This is a genomic window from Aminobacter sp. GW821-FHT11F06, assembly GCF_058808215.1.
The window spans coordinates 97,503-117,250 of record NZ_JBXARL010000007.1 but is presented as its reverse complement, the minus strand read 5'-3'; the positions used below and the strand labels follow the sequence as shown (position 1 = coordinate 117,250).

General features: G+C 61.9%; 21 protein-coding genes. 11 read left to right on the top strand and 10 right to left on the bottom strand.

Annotated elements, in window-relative coordinates; translation table 11 throughout:
* From AC1RTB_RS17940 to AC1RTB_RS17930, 3 genes are all read left to right on the top strand, one after another.
* Entirely contained in the window at positions 1 to 2,310 is a 2,310-nt protein-coding gene (locus AC1RTB_RS17940; RefSeq protein ID WP_492880185.1) for a xanthine dehydrogenase family protein molybdopterin-binding subunit, read from the top strand.
* On the top strand, positions 2,307 to 3,248 hold the full coding sequence (locus AC1RTB_RS17935; protein WP_492880186.1) for a DMT family transporter: 942 nt from the start codon (positions 2,307 to 2,309) through the stop codon (positions 3,246 to 3,248). Before AC1RTB_RS17940 ends, AC1RTB_RS17935 begins: the two co-directional genes overlap by 4 nt.
* A gap of 72 nt (positions 3,249 to 3,320) precedes the next feature.
* Positions 3,321 to 4,331, top strand: a complete 1,011-nt coding sequence (locus AC1RTB_RS17930) for a stealth family protein (protein WP_492880187.1) — start codon at positions 3,321 to 3,323, stop codon at positions 4,329 to 4,331.
* Here AC1RTB_RS17930 and AC1RTB_RS17925 read toward each other — a convergent pair.
* Positions 4,325 to 5,122 (bottom strand): helix-turn-helix domain-containing protein, encoded by a 798-nt coding sequence (locus AC1RTB_RS17925; RefSeq protein WP_492880188.1) that lies wholly within the window; start codon positions 5,120 to 5,122, stop codon positions 4,325 to 4,327. The genes AC1RTB_RS17930 and AC1RTB_RS17925 overlap by 7 nt on opposite strands.
* Before the next feature lie 136 nt (positions 5,123 to 5,258).
* On the opposite strand from AC1RTB_RS17925, the gene AC1RTB_RS17920 reads away from it, so the two are divergent.
* A complete protein-coding gene (locus AC1RTB_RS17920; protein ID WP_492880189.1) occupies positions 5,259 to 5,657 on the top strand; it encodes a hypothetical protein in 399 nt (132 codons plus the stop codon).
* Positions 5,658 to 5,699: 42 nt separating this feature from the next.
* Here the strand turns inward: AC1RTB_RS17920 and AC1RTB_RS17915 are convergent, their stop codons facing one another.
* From AC1RTB_RS17915 to AC1RTB_RS17905, 3 genes are read right to left on the bottom strand one after another with little or no spacing between them, the layout of a single operon-like run.
* Positions 5,700 to 6,353, bottom strand: a complete 654-nt coding sequence (locus tag AC1RTB_RS17915; protein WP_492880190.1) for a glutathione S-transferase family protein — start codon at positions 6,351 to 6,353, stop codon at positions 5,700 to 5,702.
* Between the two features lie 46 nt (positions 6,354 to 6,399).
* Positions 6,400 to 7,248 (bottom strand): uracil-DNA glycosylase, encoded by an 849-nt coding sequence (locus AC1RTB_RS17910; RefSeq protein WP_492880191.1) that lies wholly within the window; start codon positions 7,246 to 7,248, stop codon positions 6,400 to 6,402.
* A 36-nt stretch (positions 7,249 to 7,284) separates the two neighbouring features.
* Entirely contained in the window at positions 7,285 to 7,881 is a 597-nt protein-coding gene (locus AC1RTB_RS17905; protein WP_492880316.1) for a hypothetical protein, read from the bottom strand.
* Between the two features lie 416 nt (positions 7,882 to 8,297).
* On the opposite strand from AC1RTB_RS17905, the gene AC1RTB_RS17900 reads away from it, so the two are divergent.
* The gene (locus tag AC1RTB_RS17900) at positions 8,298 to 9,980 is read left to right on the top strand and encodes an electron transfer flavoprotein-ubiquinone oxidoreductase (protein WP_492880192.1); all 1,683 of its coding nucleotides are present in this window, start codon (positions 8,298 to 8,300) and stop codon (positions 9,978 to 9,980) included.
* 68 nt (positions 9,981 to 10,048) lie between these two features.
* Here AC1RTB_RS17900 and AC1RTB_RS17895 read toward each other — a convergent pair whose 3' ends face one another.
* On the bottom strand, positions 10,049 to 11,080 hold the full coding sequence (locus AC1RTB_RS17895; protein WP_492880193.1) for an endonuclease/exonuclease/phosphatase family protein: 1,032 nt from the start codon (positions 11,078 to 11,080) through the stop codon (positions 10,049 to 10,051).
* Between the two features lie 229 nt (positions 11,081 to 11,309).
* On the opposite strand from AC1RTB_RS17895, the gene AC1RTB_RS17890 reads away from it, so the two are divergent.
* A complete protein-coding gene (locus AC1RTB_RS17890; RefSeq protein ID WP_492880194.1) occupies positions 11,310 to 11,912 on the top strand; it encodes a DUF922 domain-containing Zn-dependent protease in 603 nt (200 codons plus the stop codon).
* Between the two features lie 166 nt (positions 11,913 to 12,078).
* Positions 12,079 to 12,609 carry a dihydrofolate reductase family protein gene (locus AC1RTB_RS17885; protein WP_492880195.1) on the top strand — a complete coding sequence of 177 codons (531 nt, stop codon included), beginning with the start codon at positions 12,079 to 12,081 and terminating at the stop codon, positions 12,607 to 12,609.
* 152 nt (positions 12,610 to 12,761) lie between these two features.
* Here AC1RTB_RS17885 and AC1RTB_RS17880 read toward each other — a convergent pair whose 3' ends face one another.
* The 3 genes from AC1RTB_RS17880 to AC1RTB_RS17870 all read right to left on the bottom strand — a co-directional run bounded on the left by AC1RTB_RS17880 (position 12,762) and on the right by AC1RTB_RS17870 (position 14,710).
* Entirely contained in the window at positions 12,762 to 14,264 is a 1,503-nt protein-coding gene (locus tag AC1RTB_RS17880; RefSeq protein ID WP_492880196.1) for an AMP nucleosidase, read from the bottom strand.
* A gap of 64 nt (positions 14,265 to 14,328) precedes the next feature.
* Positions 14,329 to 14,523: a hypothetical protein gene (locus AC1RTB_RS17875; RefSeq protein ID WP_492880198.1), complete on the bottom strand. Its 195-nt coding sequence runs from the start codon at positions 14,521 to 14,523 to the stop codon at positions 14,329 to 14,331.
* A gap of 58 nt (positions 14,524 to 14,581) precedes the next feature.
* The gene (locus AC1RTB_RS17870; RefSeq protein ID WP_492880200.1) at positions 14,582 to 14,710 is read right to left on the bottom strand and encodes a hypothetical protein; all 129 of its coding nucleotides are present in this window, start codon (positions 14,708 to 14,710) and stop codon (positions 14,582 to 14,584) included.
* A 173-nt stretch (positions 14,711 to 14,883) separates the two neighbouring features.
* Between AC1RTB_RS17870 and AC1RTB_RS17865 the strand changes: the two genes are divergently transcribed.
* Positions 14,884 to 15,606 (top strand): glutathione S-transferase family protein, encoded by a 723-nt coding sequence (locus AC1RTB_RS17865; RefSeq protein WP_492880201.1) that lies wholly within the window; start codon positions 14,884 to 14,886, stop codon positions 15,604 to 15,606.
* Positions 15,607 to 15,736: 130 nt separating this feature from the next.
* Here AC1RTB_RS17865 and AC1RTB_RS17860 read toward each other — a convergent pair whose 3' ends face one another.
* A complete protein-coding gene (locus AC1RTB_RS17860) occupies positions 15,737 to 16,081 on the bottom strand; it encodes a DUF2147 domain-containing protein (RefSeq protein ID WP_492880203.1) in 345 nt (114 codons plus the stop codon).
* A 427-nt stretch (positions 16,082 to 16,508) separates the two neighbouring features.
* On the opposite strand from AC1RTB_RS17860, the gene AC1RTB_RS17855 reads away from it, so the two are divergent.
* The 3 genes from AC1RTB_RS17855 to AC1RTB_RS17845 all read left to right on the top strand — a co-directional run bounded on the left by AC1RTB_RS17855 (position 16,509) and on the right by AC1RTB_RS17845 (position 19,083).
* A complete protein-coding gene (locus AC1RTB_RS17855; RefSeq protein ID WP_476784883.1) occupies positions 16,509 to 16,775 on the top strand; it encodes an SEL1-like repeat protein in 267 nt (88 codons plus the stop codon).
* A 370-nt stretch (positions 16,776 to 17,145) separates the two neighbouring features.
* Positions 17,146 to 18,264 carry an ABC transporter substrate-binding protein gene (locus AC1RTB_RS17850; RefSeq protein WP_492880204.1) on the top strand — a complete coding sequence of 373 codons (1,119 nt, stop codon included), beginning with the start codon at positions 17,146 to 17,148 and terminating at the stop codon, positions 18,262 to 18,264.
* 156 nt (positions 18,265 to 18,420) lie between these two features.
* A complete protein-coding gene (locus AC1RTB_RS17845) occupies positions 18,421 to 19,083 on the top strand; it encodes a peroxiredoxin (RefSeq protein ID WP_476784885.1) in 663 nt (220 codons plus the stop codon).
* 49 nt (positions 19,084 to 19,132) lie between these two features.
* Here the strand turns inward: AC1RTB_RS17845 and AC1RTB_RS17840 are convergent, their stop codons facing one another.
* Positions 19,133 to 19,747 (bottom strand): YitT family protein, encoded by a 615-nt coding sequence (locus AC1RTB_RS17840; protein ID WP_492880205.1) that lies wholly within the window; start codon positions 19,745 to 19,747, stop codon positions 19,133 to 19,135.
* Position 19,748 lies beyond the last annotated feature (1 nt).

Sequence of the window (19,748 nt, the reverse complement as noted above, 5' to 3'; positions counted from 1 at the left end):
ATGACAGTCGTCACGCCGAAATTCGGAATGGGCGCGTCCGTATTGCGCGTCGAGGACGGGGCCTTCATCACCGGCAAGGGCCGCTATACCGACGATATCGCGCCGGCCGCCCAGCTGCACGGCTATGTCCTGCGTTCGCCTGTCGCCAAGGCCAGTTTCAAGATCGGTTCGCTTGATGCCGCGCGTGCCGCACCTGGCGTGCATCTCGTGCTCGCCGGTGCCGATGTCGCTCATCTTGGCGCTCTCAAGTCCTCCGTCATGCAAAAGCAGCCGGACGGCACCCGCGCGCCGACCCGCGACATCCCGATCCTGTGCCGCAACCGCGTCCACTATGTCGGCGATGCGGTGGCCTTCATCGTCGCTGACACCCGCGCGCTGGCGCAGGACGCGGCCGAGCTGATCGACGTCGATTATGACGGCGAGGACGCGGCCGCCAATACGGCGACCGCGCTCGATGATGATGCGCCGCTGGTGTGGCCCGAACTCGGCACCAACCGCGCCTTCACCTACCATCTCGGCGACAAGGCCAGGACCGAAGCGGTCTTCGCCAAGGCGGCCCACGTTACCCGCGTCGAATTCATCAACAACCGCCTGATCTGCAACTACATGGAGCCGCGCTCGGCCATCGGCGAGTGGCGCAAGGACGAGGACCGCTTCGTTCTGACCACCGGCTCGCAAGGCGTGCATTCGATGCGCGACATGCTGACCGGCCAGGTTTTCCGCATCGGGGCAGACAAGCTGCGTGTCATCACCCCAGATGTCGGCGGCGGCTTCGGCACCAAGGCCTTTGTCTATCGCGAGCATGCGCTTGTGCTGGAAGCCGCCAAGCGGCTTGGTCAGCCGGTTAAATGGGCGAGCGACCGTACGGAGCACTTCCTCACCGATGCGCAAGGGCGCGACAATGTCGTCAAGGCCGAGATGGCGATGGACAGCGATGGCCGTTTCCTTGGCCTGCGCGTCGATCTGATCTCCAATGTCGGCGCCTACATCTCGCAATATGGCCCGATTATCGCCTACATCGGCGCCAGCATGTCGACCGGCGTCTACGATATCCAGGCGCTCGATGTGACGATAGCAGGCGTCTACACCAACACCTGCCCGGTCGATGCCTATCGCGGGGCAGGGCGCCCGGAAGCTGCCCTTCTGGTGGAGAAACTGGCCGATGCCTGCGCCCACGATCTCGGCCTGTCGGTCGACGAAATTCGCCGCCGCAACTTCATCCGCCCCGAGCAGTTTCCTTACCGGACCCAGACCGGCCGGCTCTACGACGTCGGCGAATTCCAGGCACACATGGACCTTTCCATGCAGCGTGCCGGCTGGGCCAGTTTTGCGGACCGGCTCGCGGAGGCGAAGGCGCGCGGACGGATTCGCGGCATCGGCATGGCGACCTATATCGAGGCCTGCGCCTTTGCCGGTTCCGAACCGGCGCGCGTCGAGCTCAATGCCGATGGCACGGTCTCGGTCTTCATTGGCACCCAGTCCAATGGCCAGGGCCACGCCACCGCCTACGCCCAGTTCGTCTCCGAAAAGCTCAACCTCGATGTGGCAAAAATCAGCGTCCATCAGGGCGACACCGACCAGCTTGCCAATGGTGGCGGCACCGGCGGTTCGCGTTCGATCCCCCTGGGCGGCGTCTCGGCGTCCCGTGCCGGCGAGGCCCTGGCCGAGAAGCTGAAGAAACTCGCCGCCGACGAACTGGAGGCTGCCGCCGCCGACATTGAACTGGACAATGGCGAGGCTCGCATCGTTGGCACCGACCGCGTGATCGACTTCGCCACCCTTCATGCGGCGGCCAAAAACCCCGGCGATCTCAAGGCGATGGGCGAGTTTGTTCAGAACGAAGCGACCTATCCCAACGGCACGCATATCTGCGAAGTCGAGATCGATCCCGAGACGGGCACGACCGAGGTCATCGCCTACACCATCGTCGACGATTTCGGCGTCACGGTGAACCCGGTGCTGCTCGCCGGCCAGGTTCATGGCGGCGTGGTGCAGGGGATCGGACAGGCATTGGCCGAAGAAGCAGTCTACGCCGAGGATGGCCAGCTTTTGACCGCCAGCTTCATGGATTACACAATGCCGCGCGCCGACACCGTGCCGTCCTTCCACTTCGAAACCCGTAACGTGCCTTCGACCACCAATGCGATGGGCATGAAGGGCGCGGGCGAGGCTGGCACCATCGGTGCGACACCGGCGGCACTCAACGCCGTCACCGACGCGCTCTATAGAGCCTACGGCATTACCCATATCGAGATGCCGGCGACCCCGGCGCGTGTCTGGGCAGCGATAGAGGCGGCCCGGCACAAGTGAAGCATCAGGTGGTACACGGCGCGTCGTCGCCGCTTACGGGCATTGCACTCAAGATCATTTCGGTCGCCATCTTCGTTGGCATGTCGACCAGCATCAAGGCGGCCGGCGATGTCCCTGCCGGCCAGATCGTCTTTTTCCGCTCGTTCTTCGCTGTCTTTCCGATCCTGATCTTTCTCGCCTTCCATCGCGAACTGCGCACCGCCGTCGTCACCAAGCGCCCGCTGAACCACGTCGCGCGCGGTGTCGTCGGCGTCACCGCCATGGGGTTCGGCTTCTTCGCGCTGACCCGGCTGCCGCTGCCCGAGGCGATCACGCTGAACTATGCCCAGCCGCTGCTGGTCGTCGTCTTCAGCGCGCTTTTCCTCGGCGAGACCGTTCGCATCCACCGCTGGACCGCTGTCGCCGTCGGCCTTTTGGGCGTCGTCATCGTTTCTTGGCCGAACCTCTCTTTGCTCAGCACCGGCCTCGGCGATGAAGAAACGCTCGGTGTCATCGCGGCCTTGGTGGGGGCGGCGATGTCGGCGGTCGCGATGCTTTTGGTGCGCAACCTCGTCCACACCGAGCGCACCTCGACAATCGTGCTGTGGTTTTCCCTGACAGCCAGCGTCATGGCGTTGCTCAGCATTCCTTTCGGCTGGCAGGCACTGAGCTGGGAACAGACGGCACTGCTGATCACTGCCGGCTTCTGCGGCGGCATCGCGCAGCTGTTCATGACCGAAGCCTACCGCCACGCCGAGGCGTCGACGGTGGCACCCTTCGAATATACCTCCTTGATCCTCGGCATCGCGGTGGGCTATTTCGTCTTTGGCGACCTGCCGACCATTTACACCCTGGTTGGTGGCGCCATCGTCATCGGTGCCGGCATCTTCATCATCTGGCGCGAACAGCGCCTTGGTCTGGAGCGCCGCGCCGTCAAGAAGGCGTCGTCGCCGCAATAGGCGGTTTGCAAATCTGGAGCCTGCCCGCTCCTCAGAATGATCTGAGGCGACCGATTTTTCGGTCGAGGGCACATGATAGAGTTCAAAACTTCCGACCCGATAGATGTCGTCATGCCGTGGGTCGACGGCAACGATCCCGCGCATCAAGCGAGCCTTGCGCGCTTATGGCCGAAGCAGCCTTGGCTCAGGCCTGCGCGCTATCGTTTTCGCGAAAATGGTGAACTGCGCTATTCACTGCGGTCGATCCACCACAATCTGCCGTGGGTACGAACCATCCACCTTGTCACCAACGGCCAGGTGCCGCCATGGCTCGATCTCGATCATCCCGGCATCAATCTCGTCACCCATGGCGACTTCTTCGCCGATCCTTCTGGCCTGCCGGTTTTCAGTTCCAGCACCATCGAGGCCAATCTGCACCGTATTGGCAGGGCAGGCGTCGCCAACAGGTTTCTGCTTTTCAACGACGACTTCTTCGTCGGCCAGCCGGTGCCGCGCGGCGAATTCGTGGCACCTGATGGAAGTGCCAGGTTGCATGCAATGGCGTTCCGCCTGCCGTCGCTGCGCCTGCGTGCTGATCGCTATATGCATGTACTTGGCTTCAACAACCTTCTGCTGACGTTGGCCTTCCGCCGCAAGCGCTGGTCCTATCCGCCACACCTGCCGCTGATGATCGATCTCGACGATCTGGCCTGGCTGAACGACAGATTCGGCTTTTGGCTGCGCCGCACAGCAAAGCACCGCTTTCGCCAGCGAACGGATGCGCTGGTGCGCGTGCTCTACATCAACGCCATTTCCGAGCGCGACCGCGAGCGCGCCGGCGGCGCCCGGCAGGTGAAATTGTCCTGCGAGCATGTCGTGGCCGTGCGGGATACCGACGAGTTCAGCCGGTCGCTGGCCGCACTTGTCGATAGTCCGCCCGCCTTCTTTTGCCTCAACGATGAGATCGACGACGATGCCCGCGCGGCAGTCAGGGCAGCGGAGATGCAGGCCGCGCTTGCCGCGATCTTTCCAAGACCAGCGCCGTTCGAAAAGGATCGCCGCAGCGCGCTACATGCTGGTCTGCGCAGTGTAGGCGTCTATTGAGTGGCCAGCGCCCTGAGCCGCGCCGCCGTCTCTTCGTCGGCGGGAAAAAACGATTCGATGGCAAGTTCCGACAAGGCCACGTCGAGTGGTGTGCCAAACACGGTGATCGTGCTGATGAAGGACAGCACCGCATCGCCCATGCGCAGCCTGAGCGGATGCGCGATCGCGAGCGGATCGGCTTGCATCGGGCGTCCCGCGCGCGGCCCGTCCGGATAGGTCAAGAGTTCCTTCTCCAGCGCTTCGAGCACCGGGTCGCCGGCAGTGTCGTTCTGGTGCTTCAGCCGCTCGATCAGATGCGAGCGCCATTCGTGCAGGTTGACGATATGCGGTGCCACGCCCCTGGGGTGCAGGCTGAGCCTGAGCACATTGACCGGCGGTTCGAGCAGCGAGGCATCCTCCACGCCTGCAAGCATGGGCCCAAGTGCTGCGTTGCCCTCGATCAGGTTCCAGTGCCGGTCGACGGCGATGGCCGGGTAGGGCTCGTGGCCCTTGAGTACCATGCGCACCGCGTCCATGGCCGGTGCGAGCGAGGGGTGGCTGAGCGGCTTTTCACTGAAGCTCGGCGCGAATCCAGCAGCCAGCAGCATCTGATTGCGCTGGCGCAACGGGATGGAGAGCCGTTCGGCCAGATGCAGCACCATGTCGCGCGAGGGCACTGAGCGTCCGCTCTCCATGAAGCTCAGATGCCGCTGCGAAATTTCGGCCTCCATGGCGAGATCGAGCTGGCTCATGCGGCGCCTGGTGCGCCATTCGCGGAGGAGGTCGCCTACGGGATTTTGTGTCGTTGTCATGCCGCTACACTAAGCAGACGGAATTCTGATTGCTATTACCTCCAGCGTAATCGCTTGGGTCCAGGCCTGGTGAGATGTTCGGTTTCAGGAAGGCGGTCACAGACGGCCTCCACAACCCGAGCCAGGAGCTTGCACCATGTCCATCACCGTCACTCCTTTCCTCCGCAACGTCCTTTTCACCGATGCGCTCGTCAGCGGCGCAGCCGGTATCCTGATGATGCTGGGCGCATCCATGCTTGCGCCGTTGCTCGAATTGCCCGCGCAATTGCTGTTTTGGGCCGGCATCGTGTTGGTGCCGTTCATCGCCATGCTGGTGGTGATCGCTCGCCGCGCTACAGTGTCCAAGCTCCTGATGATCGACATCATCGCCATCAACGCGCTGTGGGTGGTCGGCAGCTTTGGCTTGCTCGTTTCGGGCATTGTCCAGCCGAACCTGCTCGGCGTAGCCTTCGTCGTAGCCCAGGCACTGACGGTCGCGGTGTTCGCCGAACTGCAATTCGTCGGCATCCGTCGCGCGGCAGCGGCGACCGCCTGAAGTGGCTGGCTAGGGTCGGCGCCTTCTAGCCCAGGACTGACATTAGCCGGTCGGTGGCTCGCCAGCATTCGCCGCCAATTGCGCGGCGAATGCCCGTTTGTAGGCGGGCCGCGCTTCGCCGCGGGCGAGATAGGCGGCCAAGTTCGGATATTCGTCCACAATGCCCGACGATTTTAGCCTGAGCAGAACCGACACCATCATCAGATCGCCCGCGCTGAACGTACCGTCGAGCCAGTCGGCATCGCCCAGGCGAGCAGAAAGTTGTTTCAGCCGGCTGCGAACGCGATCCACGACCAGAGGCAAGCGCTCCTTGGTCCAGGGCTTGTCGCCCTCGATCAGCCTCGCGGTTCCGAGTTCAAGGATCGGCGGCTCCACCGTGTTGACCGCCGCAAACATCCATGTGATCGCCCGGGCGCGGGCATTGGCATCGTCCGGCAGCAGGCCCGCATGGCGCTCGGCGATGTGGAACACGATCGCCCCTGTCTCGAATAGGGCGAGATCGCCTTCCTCATAGGTCGGAATCTGGCCGAAAGGATGAAGCGCCAGATGCGCGGGCTCCTTCATCGCATGAAACGAAACAAGGCGTACCTCATAGGGTTGCCCGACTTCCTCAAGCGCCCAGCGAACGCGCGTATCGCGCGCCAGTCCCTTGCCGCCATCGGGCGACCGTTCAAAGGCAGTGATGGTGATGGTCACCGAAGGAAACCTCCCTTGACCCACGCCGGTTCAACAGGGGCAGACCCTAGATGCCGCCCAGTTCCCTCAACTTCGCCTTGACCTCCAGGAAGTCACGCCACGCAAGTTTTTTGTGGGCGGGATTTCTCAGCAGATACGCTGGATGCAGCGTCGGCATGACAGGAATGACCGTCCCGTCGGCGGTGGTATGGTTCTTCCAGCTGCCGCGCAGCCGCAATATGCCCTCCGTCGAACCGGCAAGAAGCTTGGCCGAGGGCCCGCCCAGCGTCACCAGCACCTTGGGTTTGGCAAGCGCGATCTGGCGTTCGATGAACGGCCTGCATATCTCGGTCTCATGCGGCGTCGGCGTGCGATTGCCCGGTGGCCGCCACGGAATCACATTGGTGACAAAGGCCGATTTCCTGTCGACCCCGATCGCCGCAAGGATGCGGTCGAGCAATTGCCCCGAGCGGCCGACAAAGGGCTGGCCCTCAAGGTCCTCGTCGCGGCCGGGGGCTTCGCCCACCAGCATCAGGTCCGCGTCTGGGCTTCCGTCGGCAAAGACCATGCTTTTAGCCGTGGCCTTCAGATTGCAGCCGTCGAACCCCTCCATGATCTGGCGCAGCTCGTCGAGCGTCGCGGCCTTCGAGGCAAGCTCGCGCGCGGCGGCAGCCTGTGCTTCGTCGGGCACGGCGGCGGATGCAGCAGGGCGCGGGGGAGGCGGCGTTGCGGTCGATCCGGTGCGAGGCGCCTCATTCGGCTGTGCCGCTTGCTGTACCGGTGCCGCCTGGCGTTGCGCGCTTTCGGCAAATCTGTCGATCGGATCGTCGACAAGCGCGTCATCGACACCCGCCGCCGCATAGAAGGCGAGCAGATCGCGCAGATCCGGACGTTCGTTTCCCGAAATTGAGGCCATGGTCCAGTTTCGGCGTTACCGCTCACATTTGCAAGTTCATGAGGAGGGAATGCGCGGGTCCTGCACCAGATAAAAGCGCCAGCGCGGCGTATAGTCGGTCAAAAGGAAGCTGAAATCGGCGACCTCGCTGGGATCGACCTTGCCGTCGGTGAAGCGCAGCCGGTCATAAGGTTCGAAGTCGCGGTTGTATTTGGCAAAACTGTCCGACGAGATGTTGGCGCTGTCGGTGCGCCGTTGATCGAAGGAGAGCCCGTCGCCGAAATCGCTTGGCTTGCCCTCGATCTCCTGCAATTCGAACTCGAATTCGACCCAGGCCTGGCCGCTGTTGTTCAGCGCCTCGATGCGCATGAACATGATGCCGTTGGCGTAAAAGCCCGAATTGTCGAAAGGCCGTATAGGCCGGATCGTGCGCATCGTCAGCGTCACCGGTGACGAGGATTCGAGTTCTTCCCGAACCACGAACGGGTCTTCCCTGGTGCCGCTGCCCGACACCCCAGTGATGCGAAAGCCGCCAAGCTCGTCGGAAAACGAATAGGCGCCGCTGGTCCAGACCTTTTGGCCGGCCTCGGTCTCCTGCGAACGACCTTCGCTGCTCAGACATGTCGCAATAAGAAGGGCAGCCCCGGCCAGCATGTGGCGTGTGGGGTGCGAACGCTTCAGTCCGGTCCTGCAGGGCACGTATTGGCGCATGAACAATCAATGGGCGAATAGGCTGTTGGACAACACCTGTTTTGTGACAGTACGGGCCATGAGGCACAGCCGAAAGGTGAAATATTTTGACCTTTACGTTAACGTAAGATAATTTGTCGTCTTCTGGAAACATGATCCGGAACCGAAGGTCGGCGTAGCGAACAGCGGGTGCCGGTTTTCGGACGAAATGACGTTCAAACAGGATGATTGGCCCATTCGGGTTTGATCGGAATGAAATAGACTCTAGCTCAAACAGCCGATGTGCGGATCGGTCCGGTTTGACGTTTGCCAATGATGCGCTATGCAGCGCCTAGCTACAGATTGCCCTTGGGACAGGGGCTAGCCACGCGGAGGGATTGATGAGCGATATCGAACGCGAGAGCATGGAATTCGACGTTGTCATCGTTGGCGCAGGCCCAGCGGGACTGGCGGCGGCGATCCGGCTCAAGCAGGTCAATCCCGAGCTTTCGGTCGTCGTGCTCGAAAAGGGCGGCGAGGTCGGCGCCCATATCCTGTCGGGCGCCGTCGTCGATCCGATCGGCATCGACCGGCTGTTGCCCGACTGGCGCGAGGACACTGATCATCCCTTCAAGACGCCCGTCACCGACGATCATTTCCTGATCCTCGGCCCGGCCGGCTCGGTCAAGCTGCCGAACATGTTGATGCCGCCCTTGATGAGCAATCACGGCAACTACATCGTTTCGCTCGGCAATGTCTGCCGCTGGCTGGCGACCAAGGCCGAAGCGCTCGGCGTCGAAATCTATCCCGGCTTTGCCGCCTCTGGGCTGCTCTACAATGACCAAGGTGCCGTCACCGGCGTCGTCACAGGCGACATGGGCGTCGAGCGCGATGGTTCGCATGGCCCGTCATTCGCGCCCGGCATGGCGCTGATGGGCAAATATGTGCTGATCGGCGAGGGCGCGCGCGGCTCGCTCGCCAAGCAGCTGATCGCGAAATACGACCTGAGTTCCGGCCGCGAGCCGCAGAAATTCGGCATCGGCCTCAAGGAATTGTGGCAGGTCGCGCCCGAACATCACAAGCCGGGCCTTGTCCAGCATTCCTTCGGCTGGCCGCTCGATTTCAAGACCGGCGGCGGCTCGTTCCTCTATCACCTCGAAGACAACATGGTTGCGGTCGGCTTCGTCGTCCACCTCAACTACAAGAACCCCTATCTCGCGCCCTTCGAGGAGTTCCAGCGCTTCAAGACGCATCCGGCGATCCGCCACACCTTCGACGGCGCCAAGCGGCTGTCCTACGGCGCGCGCGCCATCACCGAGGGCGGCTACCAGTCGGTGCCGAAACTGTCTTTCCCCGGCGGCGTGCTGATGGGCTGCTCGGCCGGGCTGGTCAACGTGCCCCGCATCAAGGGGTCGCACAACGCCGTGCTGTCGGGCATGCTGGCCGCCGAACATGTCGCCGAAGCGATTGCCGCTGGCCGTGCCAATGACGAGCTCGCCTCTTATGAAGCCGCATGGCGCTCGACCGATATCGGCAAGGACCTCAAGAGGGTCCGCAACGTCAAGCCGTTGTGGTCGCGCTTCGGCACGCTGCTCGGCGTCGGCCTCGGCGGTCTCGACATGTGGCTCAACACGCTGTTTGGTGTTTCGCCCTTCGGCACGCTCAAGCACGGCAAATCAGACGCCCAGTCGCTCGAGCCGGCGTCAAAGCACAAGAAGATCAACTATCCCAAGCCTGACGGCGTGCTGACTTTCGACCGCCTATCCTCGGTGTTTTTGTCCAACACCAATCACGAGGAGAACCAGCCGGTCCACCTCCAGGTCAAGGACATGGATCTGCAGAAGCGTTCGGAATACGAGATTTTCGCCGGGCCTTCGAGCCGTTATTGCCCGGCTGGGGTCTATGAATGGGTCGATGCCGACGGCAATTCGATCGCCGGCGAGCCCGGCCATGCCGATGCGAAGTTCGTCATCAACGCGCAGAACTGCGTCCACTGCAAGACCTGCGACATCAAGGATCCCAACCAGAACATCAACTGGGTGCCGCCGCAGGGCGGCGAGGGGCCGGTCTATCCGAATATGTGATCGCGCGCGGTTTCGCGCTCTGACAGTCGCAACGGTCCGGAAATCATCGCGATTTTCGGGCCGTTTGTTTATCCGCGAGGCGTTGTAGCGGTCTGCGAAGACACCGTCTCGGTTTCGGCTTCCTCGGCGGGAGCCGGCGCGTCGCGGAACGAGAATTCGACCAATAGCGGCCTGTGGTCCGAGCCGGCATCCTCGCCCATTGTCACCGAGTGCACCTCAATGTCGCCCTTGGCCATGACATGGTCGATGGTCAGCCCGGCAAAGCGCATGAAATCGGGCAACGAGAACGTCAGCCAGGTGCGTCCGGCCGCGGGCATCAGCGTCAGCCCGGCGGCCTTGGCCACCCGCGATACGGTGGCGCTCCACGGCGTGGCATTGAAATCACCACCCAAAAGCGCGTTGTCGCCGAGCGAGGCAAAATTGCCGCTCAGTGCGGTTACCTGCCTCGACTGCTCGTAAGGCCACGGCCAGCCGAGGTGAAGGGCCGCAACATCGGTCGCGCGTCCGCCGAAGTCGACAGTGGCGGTCGCCAGCGCACCGTTGCCGAAGCATTGCGGCTGCGTGCCTTCCGCAAAAGGCCGGCGCGACAGGATGGCGACCCCGAATACATCGTTCGGATAGCCGCAGAGCATGCGGTAGGGGTAGCGCGCAAACAGCGGTTGCAGCTTGCCCGCCCACATCTCCGACACTTCCTCGAAGGTGATCACGTCAGGCTGCATCCGGCCGACAAGCGACAGCACCTTTTCGGGATAGGCGTTGTCGAAGCGCAGGTTCATCTGCAGCATCTTGTAGATCGGCCGGTCGTCAGTGCGCGGCTGGAATGCCGCATGCACCGGGCCAAGGCCGGGCAGGGGAAGCGCGCTGGAGGTCGTCGACAGCGCTGCCGCCCCGAACGCCAGCGCGGCAATCGCCTGCCAGCGCAGCGACGTGAACAGCAGCGGCACCGCCGCCACCATCATCAGCACGGCCAGATGCACCCGAAAATGCGCAAACGAATCGAGTGCTGGATGCCAGGTGCCGAAGAACCCCGCCACCAGCGGCAGCGACAGCAGCATCATCGCCAAGAAGCAGGCGATCTTGCCGGAATTGTATAAAGCCATGGTCGTCATATCAGCTTCATGTCGCCAGAATTGCGGCCCATTGATGATCGATTATGTGCCGCTTGATCGTTGCTGCAAAGTGACCCAGGCACGACCATTCGGCGGTGCCGTGGCGGCAACCTCAGTTGAAATGCGACACGAACCGTGAGACCGATGGGCCGAACAAATGCGGCTCATCGGTGTTGCAGCTGTCTTTCGTGAACGCTGCGACTGTCTTGCGGAGAATGGAATGAACAAAGCCGCCCATCATTGGTTGCGGGCATGTGCGGTCGTGCTTGCTGTCGTGCCTTCGGCCGCCCGTGCCGAAGGCCAGACTGTCGAACAGGTGAAGACCTACGCCATATCGGGCACCACGGCAGCTGAGCTTTATGCCTCGATCGGCGAGCGCGGGCCGCAAGCCAGCGTCGGTCGCGCCATCGCCCACACCAATTTCAAGCTCACCTGGCAGCGCAAATACGAGCCGAAAGATGGCGCCTGCACGCTGGTTTCAGCCAAGCCCAAGCTCATCATCACCTACACGCTGCCCAAGCCGTCCGACCGTTTGCCGGCAGCACTGCAGCAGCGCTGGGATGTCTTTTACGAAGGTGTCCGGCGCCATGAGCTGGTGCATGGCCAGATGATCAAGGACATGGTCGCGACAATCGAAAAGACCACCATCGGCGTGTCGGTCGCCGGCGACCCGAACTGCAAGAAGGTCAGGCAGGAGATCATCAAGCCGCTGTCGGAGGCATCCTTGGCGCAACGCGAGAAAAGCCGCGACTTCGACCGCGTCGAACTCGGCGATGGCGGCAACGTCCACCGCCTGATCCTCGGTTTCGTCAACGGGCAATAGCAGTGCGCCCAACATCGCGAACGACTGGAACTGACAGGGGACCGGTAGAAAGCGGACCTCCGGTCAATGGCCACTCCGGCAAAGCGGCGCGCGGATTGTTCCACAACACTTCTACGCATCGTCGGTTCAAGCTATTCTAAAGAAGCTCAGGCGGAGGATTTGCATCATGGCGAAGCTCGTCTTTGGAATGAACCAGTCCTTGGACGGCTACGTCGACCACATGGCGTTTGCGCCGAGCCCAACGCTTTTCCATCACTTCATCGAGCAGGCGCGCGACCAGGTGGGGAGCGTGTACGGTCGCCGCTTGTACGAGGTCATGCGTTATTGGGACGAGGATCATCCCGAGTGGGACGCGGCGCGGCGCGACTTCGCGGCTGCGTGGCGGCGCCAACCGAAGTGGGTCGTGTCGCGTTCTTTGAAGTCAGTCGGCCCCAACGCCACACTTGTCGACAATGATGTCGAGGCGGCGATACGCGGGCTCAAGGCTCAGTTCGTTGGGGAGATTCAAGTTGGCGGACCAGACTTGGCACGAAGCCTAACCGACCTTGGTCTTATTGATGAGTATCGCCTCTACCTCCACCCCGTCGTGCTCGGTCGCGGCAAGCCATTCTTCGCCGGCCCCCAGCCACGGCTCCGCCTTATGGCCAGCGATCCAATGGGCGAGGACGTGATCAGGTTGACCTACGTTCCTGCTTGATCGCGCGATGGACTGCGCCGGTGCGTCAGGTCCGCTTTGGGTCGGTTCACGTCATCTCGCTGTTGGGATTCTGACCACCGATCCAAACTGTTCCAGCGTCCTTCGCGCGTCCAAGAGGACGCGCGGCGCTTCAAGCGCGACGAAAGCCAGCCTTACTGGAACGCGGTTTCGGCGAAGCTGCGCAGCTTGCGCGAATGCAGCCGTTCATTGGGCATTTCGGCGAGCTTTTCCATGGCGCGTATGCCGATGGTCAGATGCTGCGCCACCTGCCGCTTGTAGAACTCGGTAGCCATGCCCGGCAGCTTGAGTTCGCCATGTAGCGGCTTGTCGGAGACGCACAACAACGTGCCGTAGGGCACGCGGAAGCGGAAGCCGTTGGCGGCGATCGTTGCCGATTCCATGTCGAGCGCAATCGCGCGCGACTGCGACAGGCGCTGCACCGGGCCGCGCTGGTCGCGCAGTTCCCAGTTGCGGTTGTCGATGGTCGCCACGGTTCCCGTGCGCATGATGCGCTTGAGGTCGTAGCCGGATAGCCCGGTCACTTCGGCGACCGCCTCCTGAAGTGCCACCTGCACCTCGGCCAGCGGCGGGATCGGAATCCATACCGGCAGGTCGTCGTCGAGCACGTGGTCCTCGCGCACATAGGCATGCGCCAGCACATAGTCGCCGAGTGCCTGGGTGTTGCGCAGGCCAGCGCAGTGGCCGAGCATCAGCCAGGCATGCGGCCTCAGCACCGCGACGTGGTCGGTGATCGTCTTGGCGTTGGACGGGCCAACGCCGATATTGACCATGGTGATGCCGGCATGGCCCTCCTTCTTCAGGTGGTAGGCCGGCATCTGCGGCAGCCGTGCCGCCGGCGTTCCCGCCGATGGCGCCGTGTCGCCGGCTTTCGTCACCACGCCGCCGGGTTCCACGAACTCCGTATAGCCGCCGCCGCCCTTGGCCATCAGCTCGCGGGCCAGCACGACGAACTCGTCGATATAGAACTGGTAGTTGGTGAACAGCACGAAATTCTGGAAGTGCTGCGGCGTGGTTGCCGTGTAATGCGCCAGCCGGTGCAGCGAATAGTCGATGCGCTGGGCGGTGAAGGGTGCCAGCGGCCGGGATTCGCCCGGCATGATCTCGAAGGTGCCGTTGGCGATATGGTCGTCGGTGCCGTCGAGATCGGGCACGTCGAACAGGTCGCGGATCGGCCGCTGGATGCGGTCGGCGGCGGCACCGTCGACATGAGTGCCCTCGAGGAAGGCGAAATGCAGCGGGATCGGTGTCGTCGACTCCGATACGGTTATCGCCACGCCATGGTTGCGCATGATCAGGCGTAACTGCTCGGTGAGGTAGCTTTCAAACAGGTCCGGGCGGGTGATCGTTGTCGAGAAATGCCCCGGCGTCGGCATGTGGCCGTAGGCCTGGCGGGAATCGACCTGGGAGTAGGACGTCGTGGTGACGCCGATTTCTGGGTAAAACGCACGGAACCGCACATTGGTGTCCGCACCGGCTGCAAGTGAGGCAAAGGCCTCGCGCAAGAACAAGGTATTGCGCTCATAAAGCTTCTGCAACGCCGCCACCGCTTCGGTGGCATCGGTGAAGCTCTGCCGTGGAAACGGCAGCGGCGAGGAGATGGATTCGATGGGCTGAGGATAGATTCGCTTTTCCATGACCTATTATAGAGATCAATTATGACGGCTGCGAGGGGGCCGTGTTGTGGTCCTGTAAATTCCTTTAGCCGCGCTGCAGGCTGACAAGCAGGACGAAACCAACACCGCCATTGCGTGCCGCGGGCGCCTCGATGGTCGAGCCCGAGTCGCCGCGCAGCTGCGGCACGGCCAGCACCGGGGCGGCGAGAACCATCAGGATCAGCAAAGCCCGCGGCAGGAGCCGGAGGATCTTGATGATCTGGGTTGCGGTGCGGGTCATGGGCGTTGGCTTTGCTTTTGGAGCTCTGTTGATGTCGTTGCGGGCGGAGATTTGCAGGTCAGGTCTTCTTCGAAGACGTTAGTTCCCAGGAGCGGGCGGGGCGGCTTGTCTCGGCGACGAGGGTGGCAAACATGATGCCGAACAGGGCGCTGAGCAGACAGACGATGGTGAACCGGCGAGCGAGCATTGGTGTCTTCCCCTTCAATGGATCGGACTATGCCTGGCTGCGACTGAACGGGTTCTGAGACCTCCGTTCATCTTCGGTTCAAATTTATTGACAGCGCGTAGCCTGTACGCAGGGTTGTGTTTTGCCCGCTTGCGCATATCTCCAGAGCATCGCTTACCAACGGAGACTGCGGAATGACCAGCCAGACATTGCCGATCGAACTCTATTATTGGCCCACGCCCAACGGCTGGAAGATTTCGATCATGCTGGAGGAACTCGGCGTTCCCTACACGGTCAAATATATCAACATCGGCAAGGGTGAGCAGTTCGAGCCGTCATTCCTCAAAATCGCCCCCAACAACCGCATGCCGGCCATCATCGACCCCGAAGGCCCGACCGCCGACGGCAAATGGGGCGCAGCACCGATCTCGATCTTCGAGTCGGGCGCCATCCTGCAATATCTCGGCCGCAAGTTCGGCAAGCTCTACCCCACAGACGAGCGCGGCCGCGCCGAAGTCGATCAGTGGCTGTTCTGGCAGGTTGGCGGTCTCGGGCCGATGGCCGGCCAGGCTCACCACTTCCGCCAATATGCGCCGGAGAAGATCGCCTATGGCATTGACCGCTACACCAATGAGGTCAATCGCCTCTATGGCGTGATGAACAAGCGCCTCGCCGACCGCGAATTCCTGGCCGGCGACTATTCGATCGCCGACATCGCTTCGATCGGCTGGGTGAAGCCCTACAAGAACCAGGGCCAGGAAATCGACGACTTCCCCCATCTCAAACGCTGGTTCGAAACACTCATGGCCCGTCCGGCGGTCATCCGCGGCTTGGCGGTCGGCGAAGACCATCGTCGCAATCTCGCCGACGACAAGGAAGCCCAAAAGGTGCTGTTCGGCCAGAAGGCCAGGGCATAAGCAGCGAATAGGGAGTAGCGAGTAGTGAGTAGTGAGTAGAGGGCTCTTGACCACAGAGGTCGTTGTGAGTCGGCTATTCGCTATTCGCTATTCGCTATTCGCTATTCGCTATTCGCTATTCGCTATTCGCTCAAATTTTCGACCAGTTCTGCGTCTTGCAGATCAGTCCGCCGAGCACGCAGCCCTTCATCTTGAGGCTCGAGCCGGCCACCGAGGCCTTGCCGGTATAGGTCTTGTCGTTGGCCGGATCGGTGATCTTGCCCGAATAGGCGCTGTCGCCATCGGCGTTGAAGGTGCCGATCTTCTTGCCGGCGTGTTTGCCGTCTTTCAGCGTGATGCAGAAGCCGCTGCCGCAGGGGGCGATCGCTGCCGTCGATCCCGCTTCCGTCTTCCAGTTGCCTTCGATCGGGTCGGCATAGGCCGCACCCGCCAGCATCAAGGTGGCCGCCATGGCCAGGCTCATCTTGCGAAGCATTGAAATCCTCCCGGTTGAGGCGCTCTCCCGCGCCTGACGTTTACGCAAACGTAAGCGTAATGCAGCCGCCGCGAAAGCGAAAGCGGTGCCGCTAGGGAAGCTGCACGCATTTTTTGACGGCCCGAATGCGCCTTTCAAGCCAGAATGTTCATCGATTGCCTGAGGTGAATGCGTCGCGTGGTTATCAAAGACTTAGCCGCGCACTGGCGAATTTTCATCGCATTTTCTGGAAATCCCAGCCGGCCCAAGGACTCCTATCCTTAATGAATTCCAAGCTTTACCCTTTGTTTTAGTTTTGTTTTCTTCGAGTTAAGCACGCCATTTAACGCCGGATTCAAAGCTCCACGGCATTCTCGAAAGCATCGAAAGAGCAGCTCTTGGGGACACCACCGAGCCCGCTCTCAGGAGACAGGCAGGGGATAAGAAAATGGCACGTTTCGAAATCTTTGAGGCTGGCTTCGGCGCGATGGGTTCCACCGCTCAGGCCGACATTCTTCTTGAATTGGGCATGATGTATGCGACCGGCCGCGATTGCGAAGTCGACGTCGTCGCCGCCCACAAATGGTTCAACATCGCCGCGATCAAGGGTTCCGCCCGCGCCGCCGAGCTGCGCTCGGAGCTGTCCGGCTCGATGTCCAAGCTCGACATCGTCAAGGCGCTGCGCGAAGCGCGCGAATGGATGACGATGCACTAATAGTTCTTCCGGGGGGAAGATCGAGGTCGCCTTTGTGGCGGCTTCCAACAACAAGAGCGCGACGGTCTGAAGGACGGGCGAGGCGCGCCAGAAATGACCAGGAATAAACAGGGCAGGTGAACTCTCGAGAAGGCCAAAGATGCCTCGCGGAGTTTCCATGAAAAAGGCCGCGACCGATCGATACAAGATCGGCGCGGCTTTTTCGTTTTTGTATCGATCTGGCGGCAAACGCTGGTTGCATCAGCGATTGCAGGCACAATATCCTGTCGCCCATGCGCCAAGACAAGGCCGGGCCGCGCTGACAGCTTTCGACGATTGCACGTGTGGCGCGAATCCGGCATGTCCAACGCGTCCAAGGGAGAGGGAAACAATGTATTTGAAACGTTCTATTGGCGCATTGCTCGCGCTGTCGCTCAGCGCCAGCGTGGCATTCGCGGAAGATATCGGCATTGCCGTCGTTGGCCCGATGACCGGCCAGCTCGCCAATATCGGCGACCAGTTCAAACAGGGTGCTGAAGCGGCGGTCAAGGCGATCAACGAAAAGGGCGGCGTCATGGGCCGCCAGCTCAAGCTTTCGGTCGAAGACGACGTCTGCGATCCCAAGCAGGCGGTTTCGGTTGCCAACCGCATCGTTGCCAACGGCATCAAGTTCATCGACGGCCATGCCTGCTCGGGCTCGAGCATCCCGGCATCCGCCGTTTATGCCGAGAGCGGCGCGCTGATGATGTCGCCAGCCTCGTCCAATCCGATCATGACCGACGACGCAGCCGCCAAGGGCTGGTCGACGATCATGCGTCTGTACACACGCGACGACGCCCAGGGCGCTTTCATCGGGCCGTGGATCGCCGAGAAGTACAAGGGCAAGAACGTCGTCGTGCTGCACGACAAGAGCGCCTACGGCCAGGGCGTGGCCGATGCCGTCAGAAAGACGATGAACACGGGCGGCCTGACTGAAATCCTCTACGAGGGCATCAATGCCGGCGAAAAGGACTATTCAGCACTCGTCACCAAGCTCAAGGAACTGAAGGCCGACGTGGTCTATTTCGGCGGTTATCACCCCGAAGCCGGCCTCATCCTGCGCCAGTCGGCCGAGCAGGGCTTCAAGTTCCAGCTGATCATGCCCGACTCGATCGCCTCGCCGGAATTCTGGCAGATCGCCGGCCCGGCCGGTGAGGGCACGATGTTCGTGTTCCCGTCCGATCCGCAGGCCAAGCCCGAAGCCAAGGAAGCGGTCGACAAGATCAAGGCCGGCGGCTTCGTGCCGGAAGGCTTCACGCTGTTCTCCTACGCCACGATCCAGGCCTTCGCGCAGGGCATCGAGCGTGCGGGTACCGACGATCCGATGAAGGTCGCCGAGGCGCTGAAGGACGGCAAGCCGATCAGCACCGTCGTTGGCGATGTTGTCTTCGACGAGAAGGGCGACCTCAAGAACGCCAGCTACGACATCAACCAGTGGCATGACGGCAAATACGCGCCGATCAAGCAGTAAGCCTGGTTTCGGATAAGCGCTTTCAATGGCCGGGCATGTCCCGGCCATTGTCGTTTTCATGGGCTTGGCGCAAGATGGCGCATTCGCACACGGACGCTGAACCCGGGCCGTTCTGGCCGGTAAAAGGCGTGTGCGTCGAATTCAGGAGGAACCGCCATGAGCCTTCGCATCAATGACACCGCCCCGGATTTCAAAGCCGACACCACGGAAGGCCCGATCAACTTCCATGACTGGATCGGCGACGGTTATGCGGTTCTGTTTTCCCATCCCAAGGATTTCACCCCTGTTTGCACCACCGAACTCGGCTACATGGCCGGGCTGAAGGCGGATTTCGCCAAGCGCAACGCCAAGATGATCGGTATTTCGGTCGATCCGGTTGAAAACCATCACAAATGGAAGGCCGACATCGAAAAACTGTCGGGCAACAAGGTCGATTATCCGATGATCGGTGATCCCACGCTTGCCGTCGCCAAGCTCTACGACATGCTGCCGGCGAGTGCTGGCGACAGTTCGGAGGGGCGCACGCCCGCAGACAATGCCACCGTGCGTTCGGTGTTCGTCATCGGCCCGGATAAGAAGGTCAAGCTGACCCTGACCTATCCGATGTCGACCGGCCGCAATTTCGATGAGATCCTGCGCGCGCTGGATTCGATCCAGCTGACCGCCAAGTATCAGGTCGCAACACCGGTGCAGTGGAAGCAGGGTGACGACGTCATCGTCACCGCCGCCGTGTCGGACGAGGACGCCATCAAGCGTTTCGGCTCGTTTGAACGCGTGCTGCCTTATCTCAGGAAGACCAAGCAGCCGACCGCGAACTGAATGGCCGACAATCGCCATGGGAAGCCGCGCTATCTGGCGCGGCTTTTCTTCAGCTCATGCCGACATAGCGGCCAGGGCGGTGATTGATGGCGATGATCAGATTGAGCACCGCGGCACCCACCACCGACAGCGCGACCTTGTCGAGTTCGATGTAAAACAGCGACACGACCAGGATGGTGAGGTCGACCGCGAGCTGGAAATAGCCGGCGCGGATGCCGTAATTGTCCTGCAGGTAGAGCGCGAGGATGTTGAAGCCGCCGAGACCGGCGCGATGGCGAAACAGCACCAACAGCCCCATGCCCATCAGCCCGCCACCGGCAATCGCCGCATAGAGCGGGTTCAGGTTCCCGATGCCGATCCAGTCGGGCGTCAGCTTCGACATCACCGAAATCAGCGCCACCGCGGCGAAGGTGCGCAGCGCGAACGGCCAGCCCATGCGCTTCACCGCAAGATAATAGAACGGCAGGTTGATGACGAAGAACACGGCACCGAAGCCGTAGCCGGTGACATATTGGATGAGCAGCGCCAGTCCTGCCGAGCTGCCTGTGATCAGCCCTGCTTGGGTGTAGAGTACCAGCCCAAGCGCCACCAGCATCGTGCCGGTGAGCAGCGCCAGCACGTCCTCATAAAGGTGGTGCGGTACGGCGTCGCTGTTGATGTCCATG